Source organism: Streptomyces siamensis, from assembly GCF_039543605.1.
Classification (GTDB): domain Bacteria; phylum Actinomycetota; class Actinomycetes; order Streptomycetales; family Streptomycetaceae; genus Streptomyces; species Streptomyces siamensis.
This window is the reverse complement of the sequence record NZ_BAABKB010000042.1, coordinates 79,373-96,579: the sequence shown is the minus strand read 5'-3', so window position 1 is coordinate 96,579 and position 17,207 is coordinate 79,373. Positions and strand designations below refer to the sequence as shown.

The following is a 17,207-nucleotide window of genomic DNA, read 5'->3' as shown; positions in this document are numbered from 1 at the left end:
AGGAGCGAACGGGAAGCCGCAGGTCAGTCCCGCGCCACCCAGCCCCGCTCGTACGCGTGCCAGCCGAGCTGGAGCCGCGTTGTCACCCCCGTCAGCTCCATCAGCCGCTTCACCCGGCGCTGCACGGTCCTCAGCCCCAGATCCAGCTGCTTGGCGACGCTCGCGTCGGTGAGCCCGGCGAGCAGCAGCGACAGGATCTCCAGGTCGGTGCAGTCCGGCCCGTCGGGTTCCTGCTCCAGCACGCCCCGGCTGCCGATCCGCAGGGGCAGCGCGTCCCGCCACACCGAGTCGAAGAGCCCGGACAGCAGCTCCAGCAACCCGCTCGCGTGCACGACCAGCGCGGACGGCTCCGCCGTGTTCGAGGTGAGGGGGACCATCGCCAGCGCCCGGTCGGCGATGACCAGCTTGGTCGGGACCTGGTCCACGACCCGTACCTGTTCGTCCCGGCCGAGCGCGGCGGACAGCTCGGTGATCCCGGTCGGCTTGTCGAGGACCGCGCGCTCGACGACCACCCGGAAACCGACGCCCCGCCCGACGGCCTGCTCCTCGGCGTCGTTGTCCATGCCGGAGACGGCCACGGGGTTCCCGGTGACCAGCGCGCACACCTCCTCGCTCGCCCCCAGCTGGAGCTGGAGGAAACGCTGGGAGACGGCCGCCGCGCCCATCACCACCTCGACCAGGTCGTGCACGGCGGGCTCCGCGGCCTGCGCGCGGTACTCCTCGGCGAGCAGCGCGGCCGCCAGCTCCGCCTTCTCCAGCTCGTGCCGCTGCTGGGTGAGCAGCGCCCCGAGCGCGACACCCGGCGGCGCGGCGACCCAGCGCCCGGGCCGGGCCGTCGACTGCGCCGCCAGACCGTGCCGCTCCAGCCGGCGCAGGGCGCGCTCCGTGTCGTACTCGCCGAGTGTGAGCCGTCGCGCGAGATCGGGCACGTCGGCGGCGCCCACGGACACGAGCGCCCGGTAGGCCGACTCGTGCGTCTCGTCCAGACCTATCGCTCCCAGCATGCGGCGAAGTCCCTCCCCGAGAATGCGTTCCGGCCGGTCGGTGGCGTCCATGGCGGGAAACAGCCACGGCGCAAACCCGCCTGGGCACATCATCGCCGCACCACCCGCCTCTCTGCCAAGCTCACGCCACCGCAGCATCAACCACCGCCCGTAATGCCCTCCTTGGGCCTTCTTGGCCTGCGCGGACACGGCCTCACCGGTTCGTCCGGGCGCCGGCGGACACGGGTGGAGCGATCTTGGGGAGTGGGATTTTGGGGAAGACGACCGTCCGTACGGCACTGGGCGCGGCGACCGCCGCCGTCCTCGCCGTCACGGCAGCCGTGCCCGCAGGGGCCGCACACGACACGAAGAAGCCGCTGACCGGAAGCGGTGCCGCCGCCTCGGGTGCCGTCGTCACGCTCGTCACCGGCGACCGCGTCCTGGTGACGAAGGACGGGGCGACCGCCCTTCCCGGCGACGACGGCACCACTCCCTTCACACAGACCCGCCGGTCCGGCGAAGACCTGTACGTCTATCCCGCGGGAGCCGTCGCCGCCATCGCGGCCGGCCGCGTGGACGAGGAGCTCTTCAACGTCACCGGCCTGGTCCGGCAGGGCTACGACGACGCGCACAGCGCGACCCTGCCGCTGATCGCCACGTACCGGGCGTCGGCCGCCCGCTCGGTCCCGGCCACGCCGCGCGGCGCCGAACGCGGTGTCGCCCTCGAACCGATCGACGGCCTCGCGCTCAAGGCCGACAAGAAGAACGCCGCGGACTTCTGGGCCGACATCACGAACTCCCGCTCCCGCGCGGCGGGCGGACTGAAGAAGTTGTGGCTCGACGAGAAGGTCCGGGCCACCCTGGACCGCTCGACCCGGCAGGTGCACGCCCCCGAGGCGTGGGCCGCGGGCTACGACGGCAAGGGCACCAAGGTCGCCGTCCTGGACACCGGTGTCGATGCCGAACACCCCGACCTCAAGGGCCGGATCACCGCCTCGGAGAACTTCACGGACTCGCCGGACACGAGCGACCGCCAAGGGCACGGCACGCACACCACGTCCACCGTCGGCGGCACGGGCGCGGCGAGCGACGGCAGGAAGAAGGGTGTCGCCCCCGGCGCCGACCTGCTGAACGGCAAGGTCCTCGACGACTCCGGCTCGGGCGCGGAGTCGTGGATCATCGCCGGCATGCAGTGGGCCGTCGACCAGGGCGCCGACGTCGTCTCGATGAGCCTCGGCAACCCGGCCCGCACCGACTGCACCGACCCGATGAGCGCGGCCACGCAGCAACTCGCCGAGTCCAGCCGCGACACGCTCTTCGTCATCGCGGCCGGCAACACCGGCCCCTCCCTCGACTCGGTCTCCTCGCCCGGCTGCGCGCCCGGCGTCCTCACCGTCGGCGCCGTCGATCGCGACGACTCCACGGCGTCCTTCTCCAGCCGCGGCCCGGCCTACGGCTCGCACACGCTGAAGCCGGAGATCACCGCGCCCGGTGTGGGCATCTCGGCAGCCAACGCGGGCGGCCGCGGCGTCTACGCCTACCAGTCCATGAGCGGCACGTCGATGGCCACCCCGCACGTGGCGGGCGCCGCCGCGATCGTCAAGCAGCGCCACCCCGACTGGGACGCGCAGCAGATCAAGGCGGCCCTCGTCTCCTCCGCGGACACCGGCATCCCCGGCGACGTCCGCGAGACCGGCGGCGGACGGCTCGACGTCAAGGCCGCGATCGACCAGACCGTGCTGGGCGCGCCCGCCGTGCAGGGCGGCAGCTTCGCCTGGCCGCAGGACGCCGGCGACCGCAGGAGCGTCACGGTTCCCTATACCAACACCGGTGACGAAAAAGTCGAGTTGAAGCTCTCCGTCGGCCGTGTCACCGGCAACGACGGTTCCACCGTCCGCTCGTCGGTCGCCCGGCTCGGCAGCCGCTCGGTGACCGTCCCCGCCGGCGCCACCGTCGAGGTACCGCTGAAGCTCGACCCCGACGCGTCCCTGACCCGCGCCCAGTACGGCGATGTCACCGGCCGTGTCCTCGCCACCGCCGACGGCGTCTCCGTCTCGACCCCCTTCTCCCTCTACGTCGAACCGGAGACCGTCACCCTGCGGGTCAAGCTCGTCGACCGGCTCGGCCGTCCCGCCACGTCCGGCTCGTCCGTCGACCTCATCGGCACCGACGACGCGAGCGGCGAGCGACGCTTCAACGAGGGCGCGGACGACCAGACGTACCGCGTACGCCCCGGCAGCTACTTCCTCTCCGGCTTCATCGCCACACCGGCGACCGCGGGAACCCTGATCGACTCGCTGTCCTACCTGGCCCGCCCGCAGCTGGAGATACGCAAGGACACCACCGTCGTCCTCGATGCCCGTACCGCCCACCGGCTGAGCATCAGCACGGACAAGGAGTCCGAACTCCGCGGCGCCACACTCGGGTTCGCCCGCTCCTGGGACGACACCTGGCTGCACGCCGGCACGGCCGAGGGCTCACGCTCGGTGCGCGGCTACTACGCCTCCGTCGAGGGCCGGGCGAGCGACGGCACCTTCGAGTTCGACAGCTTCTGGCGCGCCGCGGCCCCGCAGATCTCCGAACTCGCCGTCGTGGGCGGCCCGAGGCTGCACCCCGTGACCGCTTCCACCAACTCCGCCAACCTCGACGGCACCGGACAGGCCCCCCTCGTGGACGCCAAGTCCGGTACGGCACAGGACCTCGCAGGCGCCAAGGGGAAGATCGCCCTCGTCGAGCTGCCGGACGGCGGGAGCGCCACGGCCGTCGCGTCGGCCGCGAAGGCGGCGGGCGCGCTGGCGGTCCTCGCCTACCGTGAGGCGCCCGGCCGCTGGTACCCCGCCACCGGCTTCACCGGCGGCCCGCTGCCCGTCCTCGCCGTACCCACCGAGGAGGCCGAGGCGCTGCTCGCCGCCGGTGACGTGACCCTGCGCTGGAAGGCCACCGCGAAGAGCCCGTACGTCTACAACCTGGCCTTCCCGGAGACGGGTCAGATCCGCAACGCCCGCACCTACCGGGTCCACGACCGCGAACTGGCCGCCACGAGTGCCACCTACCGCGCGGTGGGCACCGCCACCGACTACATCGACCTGCCCTCGGTCACCCGCCCGAACGGACTCGGCGGCTTCTTCGGCGACCTGGAGACCGTGCCCGCGCCCTTCAGCCGCACCGAGTACTACTCGGCCGGCACCACCGGCTGGGGACACCAGGTCTCCAGCAGTTTCCCCTGGGGCGAGTTCATGATCGACCCGGTGCGCGGCTACACGAAGGGCGAACGGCGGACGGAGGAGTGGTACGGCGGAGTCCTCTCGCCGGTGGCCCCCCTGGACTCCTCCGGGGAGCAGGCACTCGCCGCCGAACGGCAGGGCAACCTGATCGGCGTGGCTCCCGGATTCTGGGGTGACGCCCAGCACCAGGGAATCCAGGGCGGGTTCGGTGACATCGGCTCCATGCAGTTGCGGCGCGACGGCGAGACGATCGGCGAAAGCTCCGTCCCCTACGGGGTGTTCGAGGTCCCGGCCGACGACTCCGCGTACGCCCTCACCCTCCACACGATGAAGATCGGCTCGCGCGTCTGGAACCGCTCCCCGCAGACCGTCACCACCTGGTCGTTCCGCTCGCACCTCGACGAGGACGCCTACTCGCAGGGCATCCCCCTGCTCTTCCCGCGCTACGGCCTGCCGGAGGACGGCCTGAAGACCCTGCCGGCCGAGGACGGTCAGCGGATCACGCTCACCGCGACCGGTCACGCGGGCTACCGGCCGGGCACGCTCACCTCGGTGAAGCTGTCGTACTCGTACGACGGTGGAGAGACCTGGAAGCAGGCCGCGACCACCCGCGACGCCGGCAAGTGGACCGCGACCGTCGATCACGGCGGAGCCCAGGGCGAGCAGGTCACCCTCAGGACCGAACTGACCGACAGCAACGGCAACTCGGTCGTCCAGACCGTGACCCGGGCCTACGACGTGCGCTAGACCCCGGTCACCACGACGCCGCCGGATGGTCCTCCCGTGGGGGGTGGGGCCGTCCGGCGGCCGGCTGTGCGCACGACCGCGCCCCGGTCGCAATACCGTTCGACGCTTCGTCCGACATGCCGTTCGACAGCCAGTCCCTTGGCCGGTTTTTCCGGATGCCCCGTTTTCAACCGGCCCTCGCGGTGGACAATTAGGGGCATGAGTCAGCAGGGGGAGAAGCCCACCGGTCATGAGGACGACTGGTGGAGGCAGTTGTACGACGACTCCACCGAGGACACGGGACCCGCCACCGCGGCCGATTCCCTGGACGACCGGTTCGCCTCGGCCGCCGGGACGGTCGAGCTGCGGTCCGGCACGGGACCGGACGCGCCCGTGGCCGATGTCCCGTCCCCGCCGGAGCGGCCCCCCGCGGTGCCGGGGCAGCGCGGTGACGGCCGTTCCCACCCCGGCCGGTGGGAGCGCCACGACCCGCCCGCGGCACCTCCCGAGGCCGAGCCCCCGCTCCGGCGCAGCGGCCTCACCCGGGAGCCCGCTCCTTGGGAGCCCCCGCCCCTCGGACCGCCCGCACCCGCCGCCTTCCCGCCCGGGCCCACACCGCCGGGGTTCCGCCCGCAGGAGCCCGAGCCCGCGAGCGACACCCCGCCGGAGGCGGGCGACCTCGCGCCCGGCCCCGCGCCGCTCCCGCAGGTACCCGCGTCGAGAACGCCCGCCGAACCACCGCCCCTGCCCCCGGCCCCGCCGCCCGCACCCCTCGCGGATCCGGAGGACGCCTCGCCCCCCGCCGCACCGGAGGAGGCTCCCGCCCGGGGGACCGCCCTTGCCCCACCCCCTTCGCCGCCCTCCGTCGGGCACGTCGGCTCCGGCCCGCCCACCTACGCAGCCGAACCCACCGCGCTCCCGCCCGCCGATCCGGACGACCTCGGCGACCTCGTCGCCGACACGGTCCTGGACGGCGCCTGCTACGGGACCAGCACCCTGCGGGCCGTGTCCGCGCGCGGCGACTCCGCCCGCTACCGCGGCGAGCCGCGCAGGGACTCGCTCCTCACCGCCCGCTTCGGGACGGGCGAACAGGCGCTGGTCCTGGTGGCGATGGCGACCGGGGCACGCGCCACCCCCGGCGCCCACCGGGCGGCCGCAGAGGTGTGCCGGTGGATCGGACAGGCCGTGGGCCGCAGCCACGCCCGGCTGGCCGAGGACATCCGGGCCGCCCGGCGCGGCGACCTGAAGTCCGGACTGCACCGGCTCACCGACCGCAGCCTCGGCAGGCTCCGGGCGAGCGCGGCCGAACAGGGCATCGAACCGGAGGAGTACACCGCCGGTCTGCGCTGCCTGCTGCTGCCCGCCGACCCGCAGTGCCGCACCCGGGTGTTCTTCGGCGTCGGCGCCGGCGGACTGTTCCGGCTGCGGGACGGCGAGTGGCAGGACATCGAGCCGCGTGTCGCCGAGGCCACCGGTGAGCCCGTCGTCGGCTTCGGGTCACTGCCCCACGAGACGCCCGAGGGCGACCGGCTCACCATGGACCTGGGCATCACCACACCCCCGAGCCCCTACGAACCGGCCCCCGAGCCGCCCCGCGACCCGTTCCGCTTCCGTGCCTCGGTCGCCCGCCCGGGTGACACCCTGCTGCTGTGCAGCGCGGGCCTCGCGGACCCGCTGCGCGGCGAACCCGGACTCGCCGAGCACCTCACGACGCGGTGGTCGGCAGCACAGCCGCCCGGTCTCGCCGCGTTCCTCGCCGACACACTGGTACGGGTCAAGGGCTACGCCGATGACCGTACGGCCGCGGCCGTGTGGGAGGCGTGACAGCGCGCCGTGTGAATTCATGGACCCAAGGGATCCGAGGAGCACGAAGGGGTGCGTGAGGCATGGCCAAGCAGAACGTCGCCGAACAGTTCGTCGACATCCTCGTCCGCGCGGGCGTCGAGCGCCTGTACGGCGTGGTCGGCGACAGCCTGAACCCGGTCGTCGACGCGATCAGGCGCAACTCCGCGATCGACTGGATCCACGTCCGGCACGAGGAGACGGCGGCGTTCGCCGCGGGCGCCGAGGCCCAGATCACCGGAAAGCTCACGGCCTGCGCCGGCTCCTGCGGCCCCGGCAACCTGCACCTCATCAACGGCCTGTACGACGCCCACCGCTCCATGGCACCCGTCCTGGCCCTCGCCTCGCACATCCCCTCCAGCGAGATCGGTCTCGGCTACTTCCAGGAGACCCACCCCGACCGGCTCTTCCAGGAGTGCAGCCACTACAGCGAGCTGATCTCCAGCCCGAAGCAGATGCCCCGGGTCCTGCAGACCGCCATCCAGCACGCCGTCGGCCAGTCCGGTGTCAGCGTCGTCACGCTGCCCGGTGACATCGCCGACGAACCGGCCCCGGACAAGCCCGTCGAGACCGCGCTCGTCACCTCGCGGCCCAGCGTCCGCCCCGGCGACACGGAGATCGACAAGCTCGTCGCGATGATCGACGAGGCGGAGAAGGTCACCCTGTTCTGCGGCAGCGGCACGGCCGGCGCGCACACCGAGGTCATGGAGTTCGCCGGGAAGATCAAGTCCCCGGTCGGGCACGCGCTGCGCGGCAAGGAATGGATCCAGTACGACAACCCGTACGACGTCGGCATGAGCGGACTGCTCGGCTACGGCGCCGCCTACGAGGCCACCCACGAGTGCGATCTGCTGATCCTGCTCGGCACCGACTTCCCGTACAACGCCTTCCTGCCCGACGACGTCAGGATCGCCCAGGTCGACGTGCGGCCCGAGCACCTGGGCCGTCGCTCCAAGCTGGACCTCGCGGTCTGGGGCGACGTGAAGGAGACCCTGCGCTGTCTGATCCCGCGCGTGAAGCCCAAGGGGAACCGGCGCTTCCTGGACAAGATGCTGAAGAAGCATGCGGACGCCCTCGAAGGAGTCGTCAAGGCGTACACCCGCAAGGTCGAGAAACACGTGCCGATCCACCCCGAGTACGTCGCCTCGGTCCTCGACGAACTCGCCGACGAGGACGCGGTGTTCACCGTCGACACCGGCATGTGCAACGTCTGGGCCGCCCGCTACATCTCGCCCAACGGCAGCCGCCGGGTCATCGGTTCGTTCTCGCACGGCTCGATGGCCAACGCGCTGCCGATGGCGATCGGCGCGCAGTTCACCGACCGCAGGCGGCAGGTCGTGTCGATGTCCGGCGACGGCGGATTCACCATGCTGATGGGAGACTTCCTCACCCTCGTCCAGCACGACCTGCCGGTGAAGGTCGTCCTGTTCAACAACTCCTCGCTGAGCATGGTCGAGCTGGAGATGCTGGTCGCCGGGCTGCCCTCGTACGGCACCTCGAACAAGAACCCCGACTTCGCGGCGGTGGCCCGCGCCTGCGGGGCGTACGGCGTCCGCGTCGAGAAGCCGAAGCAGCTCGCCGGTGCCCTGAAGGACGCCTTCAGCCACAAGGGTCCGGCTCTCGTCGACATCGTCACCGACCCCAACGCGCTCTCCATCCCGCCGAAGATCAGCGCGGAGATGGTGACGGGCTTCGCGCTGTCTGCGTCGAAGATGGTGCTCGACGGAGGCGTCGGACGGATGGTGCAGATGGCCCGCTCGAACCTGCGCAACGTGCCGCGGCCGTAGGCCCCGCCGCGGCTGCCCGTGCCGGCGGGCCCCCTCGACCACCGAGGGGACCCGTCGGCGCACAGGGCACCGACGGCACGGAGCGAGCGCCGGCGCGGCTACGCCGGCCGCAGCCGCAGCCGCAGCGTCAGGATCTGGAACGGCCGCAGGGTGAAGGGGCCCGCCGTCTCGTGGAGCGGCCGCTCCAGCAGGTCCGTCACCTCGGTACGGGCCACCGGGAAGCCGGCGGTCAGCTCGCAGCGCGCCCGGCCGCCCCGGGACTCGTACAGCCGCACCACCACATCGCCGCTGCGGTCCTCGGCGAGCTTGACCGACTCGACGGTGACGGCCGGGTTGTCGACGCTCACCAGGGGAGCGAGTGCCGGCGCCCCGGCCACGCGCAGCGGCAGATTGAGCGCGAGTCCCTCCGCGACGGCGTCACCCACGTCCGCACCGGGCAGCAGCGCGTATGTGAACCGGTGGGTGCCGAGATCGGTCTCGGGGTCCGGGCTGTGCGGGGCGCGCAGCAGCGTCAGCCGCACGGTCGTGCCGAGACCGTCCTCGTGCGCGCAGCGGGTCACGTCATGGCCGTAGGTCGAGTCGTTGAGGACCGCCACGCCGTACCCGTCCTCGGCGACCCGCAGCCACCGGTGGGCGCAGATCTCGAACCGGGCCGCGTCCCAGCCGGTGTTGGCGTGGGTGGGCCGGTGGACATGGCCGAACTGGATCTCGGCGGCGGAGCGTTCGGCGTGCACGTCGAGAGGGAAGGCGGCCTTGAGGACCTTCTCCGACTCCCGCCAGTCGACCTCGCTCACCACGTCCAGCCTGCGGGCCGCCGCAGCCAGCCGGATGTCCTGGACGATCCGGGAGCTGCCGAACGCGCGGGTGACCCGCACGACGGCCCGCAGCGGTCCGCTCTCCACGAGTTCCACCGACTCGGCGTCGGTCAGGTCCGTGCGGGTGCGCCGGTAGTGCCGGTCGATGTCCCAGGCGTCCCAGGCGTTGGGATGGTCGGGGTGGAGCTGCAGCAGGTTGCCGGGGCCGCACAGGACCTCCCGGCCGCGCGCGAGGTCCCGTACGGAGGTGAGCAGCCCGTCGCGGTCGATCCGCACCCGCAGCCACTCGTTCTCCAGCACGATCGTGTCGCCCGACCGCTCGGCCCGGACCCGGGCGTCCGCCGGGTCCGCCGTGTCCGGCACCGCGGCGCTCCCCAGTCCGGGCACGGTCACCAGCGCGTCCCCGACCACTTCCGTCCGCTCGTAGGGAGAGGCGTTCAGCACGGCGGGCGCGCCGGAGCCCAGTGCCCGCACGGCCCGGGCGGTCAGCTCGTCCACCTCGGCCAGCACCCGCGCGTACGTCTCCCGCGCCTCGCGGTGCACCCAGGCGATCGACGACCCGGGCAGGATGTCGTGGAACTGGTGCAGCAGCACGGTCTTCCACAGCCGGTCGAGCGCGTCGTACGGATACGTGTACGACGGTGCGCGCACCGCCGCGGCCGCGCACCACAACTCGGCCTCGCGCAGCGCGTGTTCGGAGCGCCGGTTGCCCTGCTTCGTCTTCGCCTGCGTGGTGTAGGTGGCCCGGTGGAGTTCCAGGTACAGCTCGCCCGACCACACGGGCGCGTGGGCCCCGTACTCCTCCTCGGCCGCCGCGAAGAACGCCGAGGGCCGCTCGATCTCGAGGCGCGGCGAGCCCTCCAGGGAGCGCAGCCGCCGCGCCTTCTCCAGCATCTCGCGGGTGGGACCACCACCGCCGTCGCCCCACCCGAACGGCACGAGCGAGCGGGTGGCCCGGCCCTTCTCGGCGAAGTTGCGTTCGGCGTGGGCGAGTTCACGGCCGTGGAACTGCGAGTTGTAGGTGTCGACGGGCGGGAAGTGGGTGAAGACACGGGTCCCGTCGATGCCCTCCCACCAGAACGTGTGGTGGGGCATCCGGTTGGACTGGTTCCAGCTCAGCTTCTGGGTGAGGAACCAGCGGACGCCCGCCAGCTTCGCCAGCTGCGGGAAGGCGGCCGTGTAGCCGAAGGAATCCGGCAGCCAGATCTCCTCGGTCTCGACGCCGAACTCCTCCCGGAAGAACCGCTTGCCGTGCACGATCTGTCGGGCCAGTGCCTCGCCGCCGGGCATGTTGGCGTCCGATTCCACCCACATGGAGCCGACCGGGGCCCAGTTCCCCTCCTCCACGGCCTTCTTGATGCGTTCCCAGATGTGCGGCTGGTGCTCCTTCACCCAGGCGTACTGCTGGGCCTGCGAGCACGCGAACACCAGCTCGGGGTAGTCACCGGCCAGTGCGGTGACGTTGGCGAAGGTGCGGGACGCCTTGCGGACCGTCTCGCGCAGCGGCCACAGCCACGCCGAGTCGATGTGGGCGTGCGCGGTCGCCGAGATCCGGTGCGCGCTCGCCGCCGCGGGCCGGGACAGCACCTCCGTGAGCGCGCCGCGGGCCGCGGGCGCCGTGCCGGGCACGTCGTGCAGGTCCAGGACGTCCAGCATGTCCTCCAGCGCCCGCAGGATCTCGTGCCGCCGTGGCCGGCCCGCGTCCAGTTCGTGCATCAGCTCCGAGAGCACCTCGACGTCGAGGACGAGCCGCCACACGTCGGGGTCGAGTACGGCGAGTTCGGCAGCCGCGAATCGGTAGACGGGCCCATCGCCTGCGGTCAGCACGTCCCCGAGGTGCGTAGGCTCGAAGCCGTGCAGGACCGCCGGGTTGGCCGCCGCCTCCAGCAGCAGGTTCACGGCCTCGCCTCCCCGCGCGGGCGCACCGACCGTCAGGTGCCGGTTGCGGGGATGGATCCCCTTCAGGGGGACGCCGGAGGCGTCGTACAGGAGCCCCTCCGCCTGGAAGCCGGGGCCGTCACCCGTGAAGCCGGGGTCGACGACCACCTCGACGTGCCGGCCCGCCCACTCCTCGGGCACCCGGCCCTCGATGCGGAACCAGCTCGTCGACCAGGGCTTTCCCCAGAGCGTGCCGGTGGTGAAGGGCTCGTAGGCGGCCTGGAGCGCCTGGTCGACGGGGACGGGTTCGCCGGGCACGTGCCACACGGACAGGGCGAGCGGGACCCGGTCGGTGTACTGCGCGGGGCGCAGGAACTGCCGCAGCGCACGCTCCAGGCGCGCCTCCACCAGCGAACGGTCGTCGTGCACGGCGGCTCCTCGGCGCTCGGACGGCTCTGTCCCGAGTGTCCCTTCCCCGCGTGAACACCGCGCACCCGCGTCGCCCCGGCGGGTGGTTGACGATTCGACATGACTGCCGCGTTCCCGCCTGGGCATGGATCCCCGTGAACGTGTTCGAACTGGAGGGGAACCGACATCGGCACGCAGGCGGGGGTCATGAAGAGGCAGGCACGAGGAGGTGGTCCCATGGCCATGGGGGCCTCCTCCGCCAAGGCAGTGGAGGAAGCGGCCGACGGGGCGGGCGACGGGGAGGACGGCGCGCAGCTCAGGCGCCGGCTGGGCAGGGCGGACCTGCGGGCGGTGCCCGAGGTGCGCAGGGCTCTGCGGGAGTTGTTACGGCACTGGGGCAGGCCGGGATGCTCCGAGATAGCCGAGCTGCTGACCAGCGAGCTCGTCACCAACGCCCTCATCCACACCGACCACGACGCGGTCCTGACGGCCACCGTCGGTCCCCGCGGACTCCGCGTAGAGGTCAGGGACTTCGTGGGACGCAGGCCCAGGCTGCGGTTGCCGGACGCCGACGACAGCACGCACGGCAGAGGCCTGGTCCTCGTCCAGTCCCTGGCCGACGCCTGGGGGGTAAGGGCGCACGGCGTGGGCAAGGCGGTGTGGTTCGAACTGGACGGCGGCGCGGTGTCGTAGACACCGCGCCGCCGTGGTGTTGTCCGGGCCGGGCCGGGATCCGGCCGGGCCGTCCGGCTCGTGCGGACCGGGGACCTCAGCCGAACTGCTGCTCGAGGTCCTTCAGCTTGCGCTCCAGCGAGTCGAGGCGCGGCAGGGCCATCGTGTCGTCCTCCGCGGTGAGGTCGACGGTGATCGGCTCAGTGCTCTTGCGGACGGGAGTGAGGGACGGCCGTGAGCGCACGGGCAGCTGCTCCGCGGTGGATATGGCAGGCTCCGCGGAGGCCTGGCCCGGCGCCCGCTCCACCGTCGCGGTCTCCAGCTCCCGGCCGCCGCCGCGGCCGGCCAGCCCTCGGTGGCCCCGGCTGAGCGCCTTGAGGTGAGCGCGCTCGACCCGCTCCTGCTCCCGGCGGCGCAGCCGGTTCTGCTCCTTCTGGCGCCGGTCCTCGCGGACCTCCTCGACGGCCTCGTCCAGGCTGCGGACGTTCTCCAGGAGCATCAGCGACCAGGCGCCGTACGTCTCCCGGGGCGCGCGCAGCCAGCGGACGATGCGGATCTGCGGCAGCGGACGCGGGACCAGGCCCTGCTCGCGCAGCGCGGCACGCCGGGTCTGCTTCAGCGCGCGGTCGAACAGCACCGCGGCCGACAGGGACATGCCCGCGAAGAACTGCGGGGCGCCAGCGTGGTCGATGCCCCGGGGAGCGTGCACCCAGTTGAACCAGGCCGCGGCACCCGCGAACGTCCACACGAGTATCCGGGAGCCGAGCGCCGCGTCACCGTGGCTGGCCTCCCGCACCGCGAGCACGGAGCAGAACATCGCCGCGCCGTCCAGGCCGAACGGGACGAGGTACTCCCAGCCGTCGGAGAGGCCGAGGTTCTGCTGGCCGAAGCCGACCAGGCCGTGGAAGGACAGCGCCGCGGCGACCGCGGCGCAGCAGAACAACAGCACGTAGGAGGCGGTGCCGTAGATGGCCTCCTTGCGCCTGCGACGCTCCTCGCTGCGCTCCCACGAGTCGTCGCTGCCCGCGCTCTCCCCGGACCGTTTGCCGCGCGCGAGCACCGCCACCGCCGCCAGCAGTCCCAGGAGCAAGACGCCGCCCGGAAGCAGCCAGTTCAGCGATATGTCGGTCAATCTCATCTGGGGTCCCTTGCATTGGGATAGGGCGTAACGCCCGCCATAGTGGCCCAATCCCGTCAGCCCTCAGGGGGTTTCGGGGCAAGAGGCCGCCAAGGGAGTGCAAGGGGATGCGCAGGGCGGCATTCTGCTCGAACTGCCGCGCGAGGGACGGGAGTTGAGTGCGAATAAGATTACCCGTACGGATGGTTCGACGGAAAGTTCCTGCGACAAGTGAGGAAGTTGTGAATCGACTGCGATCCGCGGAGCCTCACCGCGCGGGGGGTCGCCGGAGTTGATCTTAGGGCACTCGTGGGCCGCTCCCGTCCGGGACGGCTCAACCGGCCGCGGCCGCCGCCAACTTGGCCACCCGGTCCGCGTCGCAGGTGCGCGGGCAGGTGGTGCAGGTGTCCTCCGGGCGCAGCGTGTAGAAGAAGCAGCAGGTCACCCGGTCGCGGGTGGGCAGGGACTCGCCGTTCGGGCCGGTCAGCTCGCGGAACGCTGCGGAACCGGCGTAGGGCTGGGTCGACCCCGGCAGCAGCAGCTCCAGCTCGCGCATCGCCCGCCGCTCCTCGCCGAGCAGGTGCGCGATGTACCAGAGCCCCTCGACGACCTCGTCGGTCGCCATGCCCCACAGCGCTCGGCCGCGCCGCCGCATGCGGGGGCCGAAGCCGCCGAGGACCGGCTCCAGGTGCTCGGCCACCGCGGCCCGCACCTCCGCGCGCAGCGCCTCCTCGTCGGGGACGACGTGGGCGCCCGGCAGCCCGGCCGCGGGGTCGCCGGGCAGGCATGCGAACGTCGTGACGCGCACGGCCATGCTGCCGAGCGTGCGCTCGTATGTGACGTCCTCCACAGCGAAGCGGGGGACGCGGCGCCGCAGGAACCACGGCACGGTGATCAGCAGACAGGCCGGCCAGGCGTACCGGTGCAGCCCGAAGCCGGCCACGACGTCGGGGCGCGCCCGCTGTCCGTAGTCCCGGGTCACCTGCTCCTCGTCCCAGGCGAGGAAGGCGTCGAGGTCGGTCCCGCCCGCCGCCAACCCCGCTGCGCAGACCCACCCCTCGCCCGACGGCGCCGCCTCGCCGGCGCTCAGCTCGCGCACGCTCAGCCCGGCGAAGACCTCGGTCAGCCGTGCGTACGCGTCCCCGAGGGGCGACGGTCGCCCGGGGGCGGCCGGGGAGTCCGTGGCCGCTCCGTCGGACAGGGCTGTAGTGGGCATGCGGGACCATCCGCTTCACGATCGTTAGCAGGTAAGCCTTACCTTACCCGTCAGATCGGGTGTTTGAACTGAGGCCATGTGCGCCTATGGTGCTTGACGGACGGGTAACAACCGCCGCAATGACCCCCAAGTACCACCAAGCCCGGAGGAGGACCCGTGGAGCAGTCCGGTCCGCGCAGTGCGCACGGCTCCGCAGGCGCGAGGACCCCGGACATCCGTACGGGGGTCGTCCGGGTGCCCGCACAGCCGACGGCGGCGGACATGGACCGGGGCACGGGCAGCGAGCGGACACGGGGCGGGGTCCCCGACGGTGCCGTGCCCGGTGCGGGCGCCGGCGCCGTCCGGGGTGTGACCGGACCCGAGGCCGGGGGCCCGGCCCGCGCCCGCGGCGAGCACACGCACAGCGAGCCGCCCATCCCGCGCCCCCGGGTCGAGGGCGTCCGCCCCGTCGTGCAGCGCTCCTCCGTGCGCGGGCAGATCCTGGACGCCCTGCGCACCGCGCTCGTCGCGGGCGAGCTCGCCCCGGGGGAGGTGTACTCGGCCCCCGTGCTCGGCGAACGGTTCGGGGTGTCCGCGACCCCCGTACGGGAGGCGATGCAGCAGCTCGCGCTGGAGGGCGCGGTCGAGGTCGTGCCCAACCGGGGCTTCCGGGTCGTCGAACGCGGCACCCGGGAACTGGGCGAGCTCGCCGAGGTCCGCGCCCTGATCGAGGTGCCGGTGATGCTGCGCCTCGCGCGCACCGTGCCCGCCGGGCGCTGGGCGGAGCTGCGCCCCCTCGCCGAGGCCACCGCGCGCGCCGCGTCCTCCGGCTGCCGCGCCACCTATGCCGAGTCCGACCGGGCCTTCCACCGCGCGGTGCTGGCGCTGTCCGGGAACAACCAGCTGGTGCAGATCGCGGACGACCTGCACCGGCGCGCCCAGTGGCCGCTCGTCGGCGGTCCCGTCTCCCGGGGCCGGGCCGACCTGGTCGCCGACGCGGCCGAACACACCGCCCTCCTCGACGCGTTGATCGCCGAGGACCTGCCCGTTGTGCAGTCGCTGGTGCGCGAGCACTTCGCCGGGGCGTCCTGACCCCGCCGGCGGGCACCCCTTCCTCCCTTCGTGTCACGGAGCGGTATCCGCCGCGCAACACACCGTGACACCGGGAACCCGGCGCGCGGCGCGGGCGTGGCCCCCGGTACACGGCGAGAGCCGGACCGACACCGGGGGAGATTCCGATGCCCGACCCGTCCTGGATGGCCCAGCAACAAGCCCAGCAGGCCGCGCAGCAGGCGCAGCAGATCCACCAGAACCACGTACGCAGCCACCGCGAGATGCACGACATGGCCCGCGCGCACGCGCGCCACTCGGGGTCGCCCCATCTGCACCGCCCCGTGCCGTACGGCGGCGGCCGGAGCGGGGGACTGCGCGGCTTCCTCATCCTCCTGGTGATCGTGGGCGTGGTCGTCTACGTGGCCCGTGACCCCGAACTCCGCACCACGGTCCAGGAGTTCGCCCGCACCCTGCTGGCCCGCGCCCAGAGCGGCTGACGCAGGGGCCGTACGGCGGCCTGTGCGCCGGGCCGCACCCGGATCCGGCGAGTTCGCCGGCGGGCGGGTGCGGCCTCTCCCGTCCCGGCCGCCCGGAGCGGGCGAACCCGCTGCCGAGGGCGCCGGTGGTCAGGCCGTGGCCGCCGGTGGGGCCAGTTGGCGGGCCAGCCAGGTCGGGACGCCGCCGAGCAGCCGGAACAGGCGGCCCGCCTCCGCGCGCAGACGGGACGCCTCCGGTTCGGCCTCGGCGTCCGCCAGCGACGCCAGCGCGGGGGCCGTGCCCACGAGGTAGCCCAACTCCTCGCGGATCCGCAGTGATTCGGCGAACCCGTGCCGCGCCTCGGCCAACTCGCCGTCCCGCAGGGCGAGTCCGGCCAGATGCCGCCAGGTGAAGGAGAGCAGCAGCGGATCGTCGTGGGCCACCGCGCCCGCGTGCGCGCGCCGGTAGGCGGCGCGGGCGGCCTGCGGGGAGCGCGCGAGGTTCTCGGCGAGCAGTCCGCGCCGGAAGTCCAGCAGGGCCCGGCCCCGGGCCCCGGGCGCGAGCAGCGCGGCGGCCCGGCCGAGCGCGGCCCGCGCCTCGTCGGCCCGGTCGCGCACGCCGAGCAGAGTCGCCGCGTACGCGAGCTGCCCCCGCTCGCAGGCCGCCGCGCCGCGCTCGTCGTCGCTCTGCGCGACGGCCTCCGCGGTCCGCAGCGCGTCCTCCGCCTCGGCCCAGCCCTGTTCGGTGTACAGGCACCGTTCGACGAGCAGCGACGCCCGCTGGAGCGCCGCCTCCGCGGTGTGCGGCTGGAGCAGCGCGGCCGCGTCGGCCCAGCAGGCTCGCGAGCGCAGCCGCCATACCGCGGTCTGGAGTGGATCGTCCCCTGCAGTCGTTCCGTGACCAGACATGGCGGTATGCGCCACGTTGCCCTCCCCGAGCACACCATTGAGCTGTTGAGTGGTGGCATCTCAGCACGGATCGCGGGGCCCGGCCAAGAGGGTGGGTGAAGGATTTCACAAAGTCATAGGTG

Annotated in this window: 11 protein-coding genes; 6 read left to right on the top strand and 5 right to left on the bottom strand. The window is 73.1% G+C overall.

Annotation, left to right across the window (positions count from 1 at the left end; all coding sequences use genetic code 11):
• Window positions 1-23: 23 nt before the first annotated feature.
• Complete coding sequence (locus ABEB03_RS38915) at window positions 24-1,004, bottom strand: helix-turn-helix domain-containing protein (protein WP_345657677.1); 981 nt, start codon at window positions 1,002-1,004, stop codon at window positions 24-26.
• Between the two features lie 251 nt (window positions 1,005-1,255).
• On the opposite strand from ABEB03_RS38915, the gene ABEB03_RS38910 reads away from it, so the two are divergent.
• The 3 genes from ABEB03_RS38910 to ABEB03_RS38900 all read left to right on the top strand — a co-directional run bounded on the left by ABEB03_RS38910 (window position 1,256) and on the right by ABEB03_RS38900 (window position 8,562).
• Entirely contained in the window at window positions 1,256-4,954 is a 3,699-nt protein-coding gene (locus ABEB03_RS38910; RefSeq protein WP_345657676.1) for a S8 family peptidase, read from the top strand.
• A 198-nt stretch (window positions 4,955-5,152) separates the two neighbouring features.
• Window positions 5,153-6,757 carry a protein phosphatase 2C domain-containing protein gene (locus ABEB03_RS38905; RefSeq protein WP_345657675.1) on the top strand — a complete coding sequence of 535 codons (1,605 nt, stop codon included), beginning with the start codon at window positions 5,153-5,155 and terminating at the stop codon, window positions 6,755-6,757.
• Between the two features lie 62 nt (window positions 6,758-6,819).
• On the top strand, window positions 6,820-8,562 hold the full coding sequence (locus ABEB03_RS38900) for a pyruvate dehydrogenase (protein ID WP_345657674.1): 1,743 nt from the start codon (window positions 6,820-6,822) through the stop codon (window positions 8,560-8,562).
• 98 nt (window positions 8,563-8,660) lie between these two features.
• Here the strand turns inward: ABEB03_RS38900 and ABEB03_RS38895 are convergent, their stop codons facing one another.
• Complete coding sequence (locus tag ABEB03_RS38895) at window positions 8,661-11,684, bottom strand: alpha-mannosidase (protein ID WP_345657673.1); 3,024 nt, start codon at window positions 11,682-11,684, stop codon at window positions 8,661-8,663.
• 216 nt (window positions 11,685-11,900) lie between these two features.
• On the opposite strand from ABEB03_RS38895, the gene ABEB03_RS38890 reads away from it, so the two are divergent.
• Complete coding sequence (locus tag ABEB03_RS38890; protein ID WP_345657672.1) at window positions 11,901-12,356, top strand: ATP-binding protein; 456 nt, start codon at window positions 11,901-11,903, stop codon at window positions 12,354-12,356.
• Between the two features lie 76 nt (window positions 12,357-12,432).
• On the opposite strand, the gene ABEB03_RS38885 is transcribed toward ABEB03_RS38890, so the two are convergent.
• On the bottom strand, window positions 12,433-13,473 hold the full coding sequence (locus tag ABEB03_RS38885) for a DUF2637 domain-containing protein (RefSeq protein WP_345657671.1): 1,041 nt from the start codon (window positions 13,471-13,473) through the stop codon (window positions 12,433-12,435).
• A 313-nt stretch (window positions 13,474-13,786) separates the two neighbouring features.
• Entirely contained in the window at window positions 13,787-14,668 is an 882-nt protein-coding gene (locus ABEB03_RS38880; protein WP_345657669.1) for a (2Fe-2S)-binding protein, read from the bottom strand.
• Between the two features lie 156 nt (window positions 14,669-14,824).
• Here ABEB03_RS38880 and ABEB03_RS38875 point away from each other — a divergent pair, with 156 nt between their 5' ends.
• Both ABEB03_RS38875 and ABEB03_RS38870 read left to right on the top strand, forming a co-directional pair.
• Complete coding sequence (locus tag ABEB03_RS38875; RefSeq protein WP_345657668.1) at window positions 14,825-15,739, top strand: GntR family transcriptional regulator; 915 nt, start codon at window positions 14,825-14,827, stop codon at window positions 15,737-15,739.
• Between the two features lie 146 nt (window positions 15,740-15,885).
• Window positions 15,886-16,197 (top strand): hypothetical protein, encoded by a 312-nt coding sequence (locus ABEB03_RS38870; RefSeq protein WP_345657667.1) that lies wholly within the window; start codon window positions 15,886-15,888, stop codon window positions 16,195-16,197.
• Window positions 16,198-16,326: 129 nt separating this feature from the next.
• Here ABEB03_RS38870 and ABEB03_RS38865 read toward each other — a convergent pair whose 3' ends face one another.
• Window positions 16,327-17,100, bottom strand: a complete 774-nt coding sequence (locus tag ABEB03_RS38865; protein ID WP_345657665.1) for a hypothetical protein — start codon at window positions 17,098-17,100, stop codon at window positions 16,327-16,329.
• Window positions 17,101-17,207 lie beyond the last annotated feature (107 nt).

Coding starts and splice junctions, on each gene's coding strand:
- ABEB03_RS38915 (WP_345657677.1), bottom strand. CDS start 1,004: ATGCTGGGAGCGATAGGTCTGGACGAGACGCACGAGTCGGCCTACCGG.
- ABEB03_RS38905 (WP_345657675.1), top strand. CDS start 5,153: ATGAGTCAGCAGGGGGAGAAGCCCACCGGTCATGAGGACGACTGGTGG.
- ABEB03_RS38900 (WP_345657674.1), top strand. CDS start 6,820: ATGGCCAAGCAGAACGTCGCCGAACAGTTCGTCGACATCCTCGTCCGC.
- ABEB03_RS38890 (WP_345657672.1), top strand. CDS start 11,901: ATGGCCATGGGGGCCTCCTCCGCCAAGGCAGTGGAGGAAGCGGCCGAC.
- ABEB03_RS38885 (WP_345657671.1), bottom strand. CDS start 13,473: ATGAGATTGACCGACATATCGCTGAACTGGCTGCTTCCGGGCGGCGTC.
- ABEB03_RS38880 (WP_345657669.1), bottom strand. CDS start 14,668: ATGCCCACTACAGCCCTGTCCGACGGAGCGGCCACGGACTCCCCGGCC.
- ABEB03_RS38870 (WP_345657667.1), top strand. CDS start 15,886: ATGCCCGACCCGTCCTGGATGGCCCAGCAACAAGCCCAGCAGGCCGCG.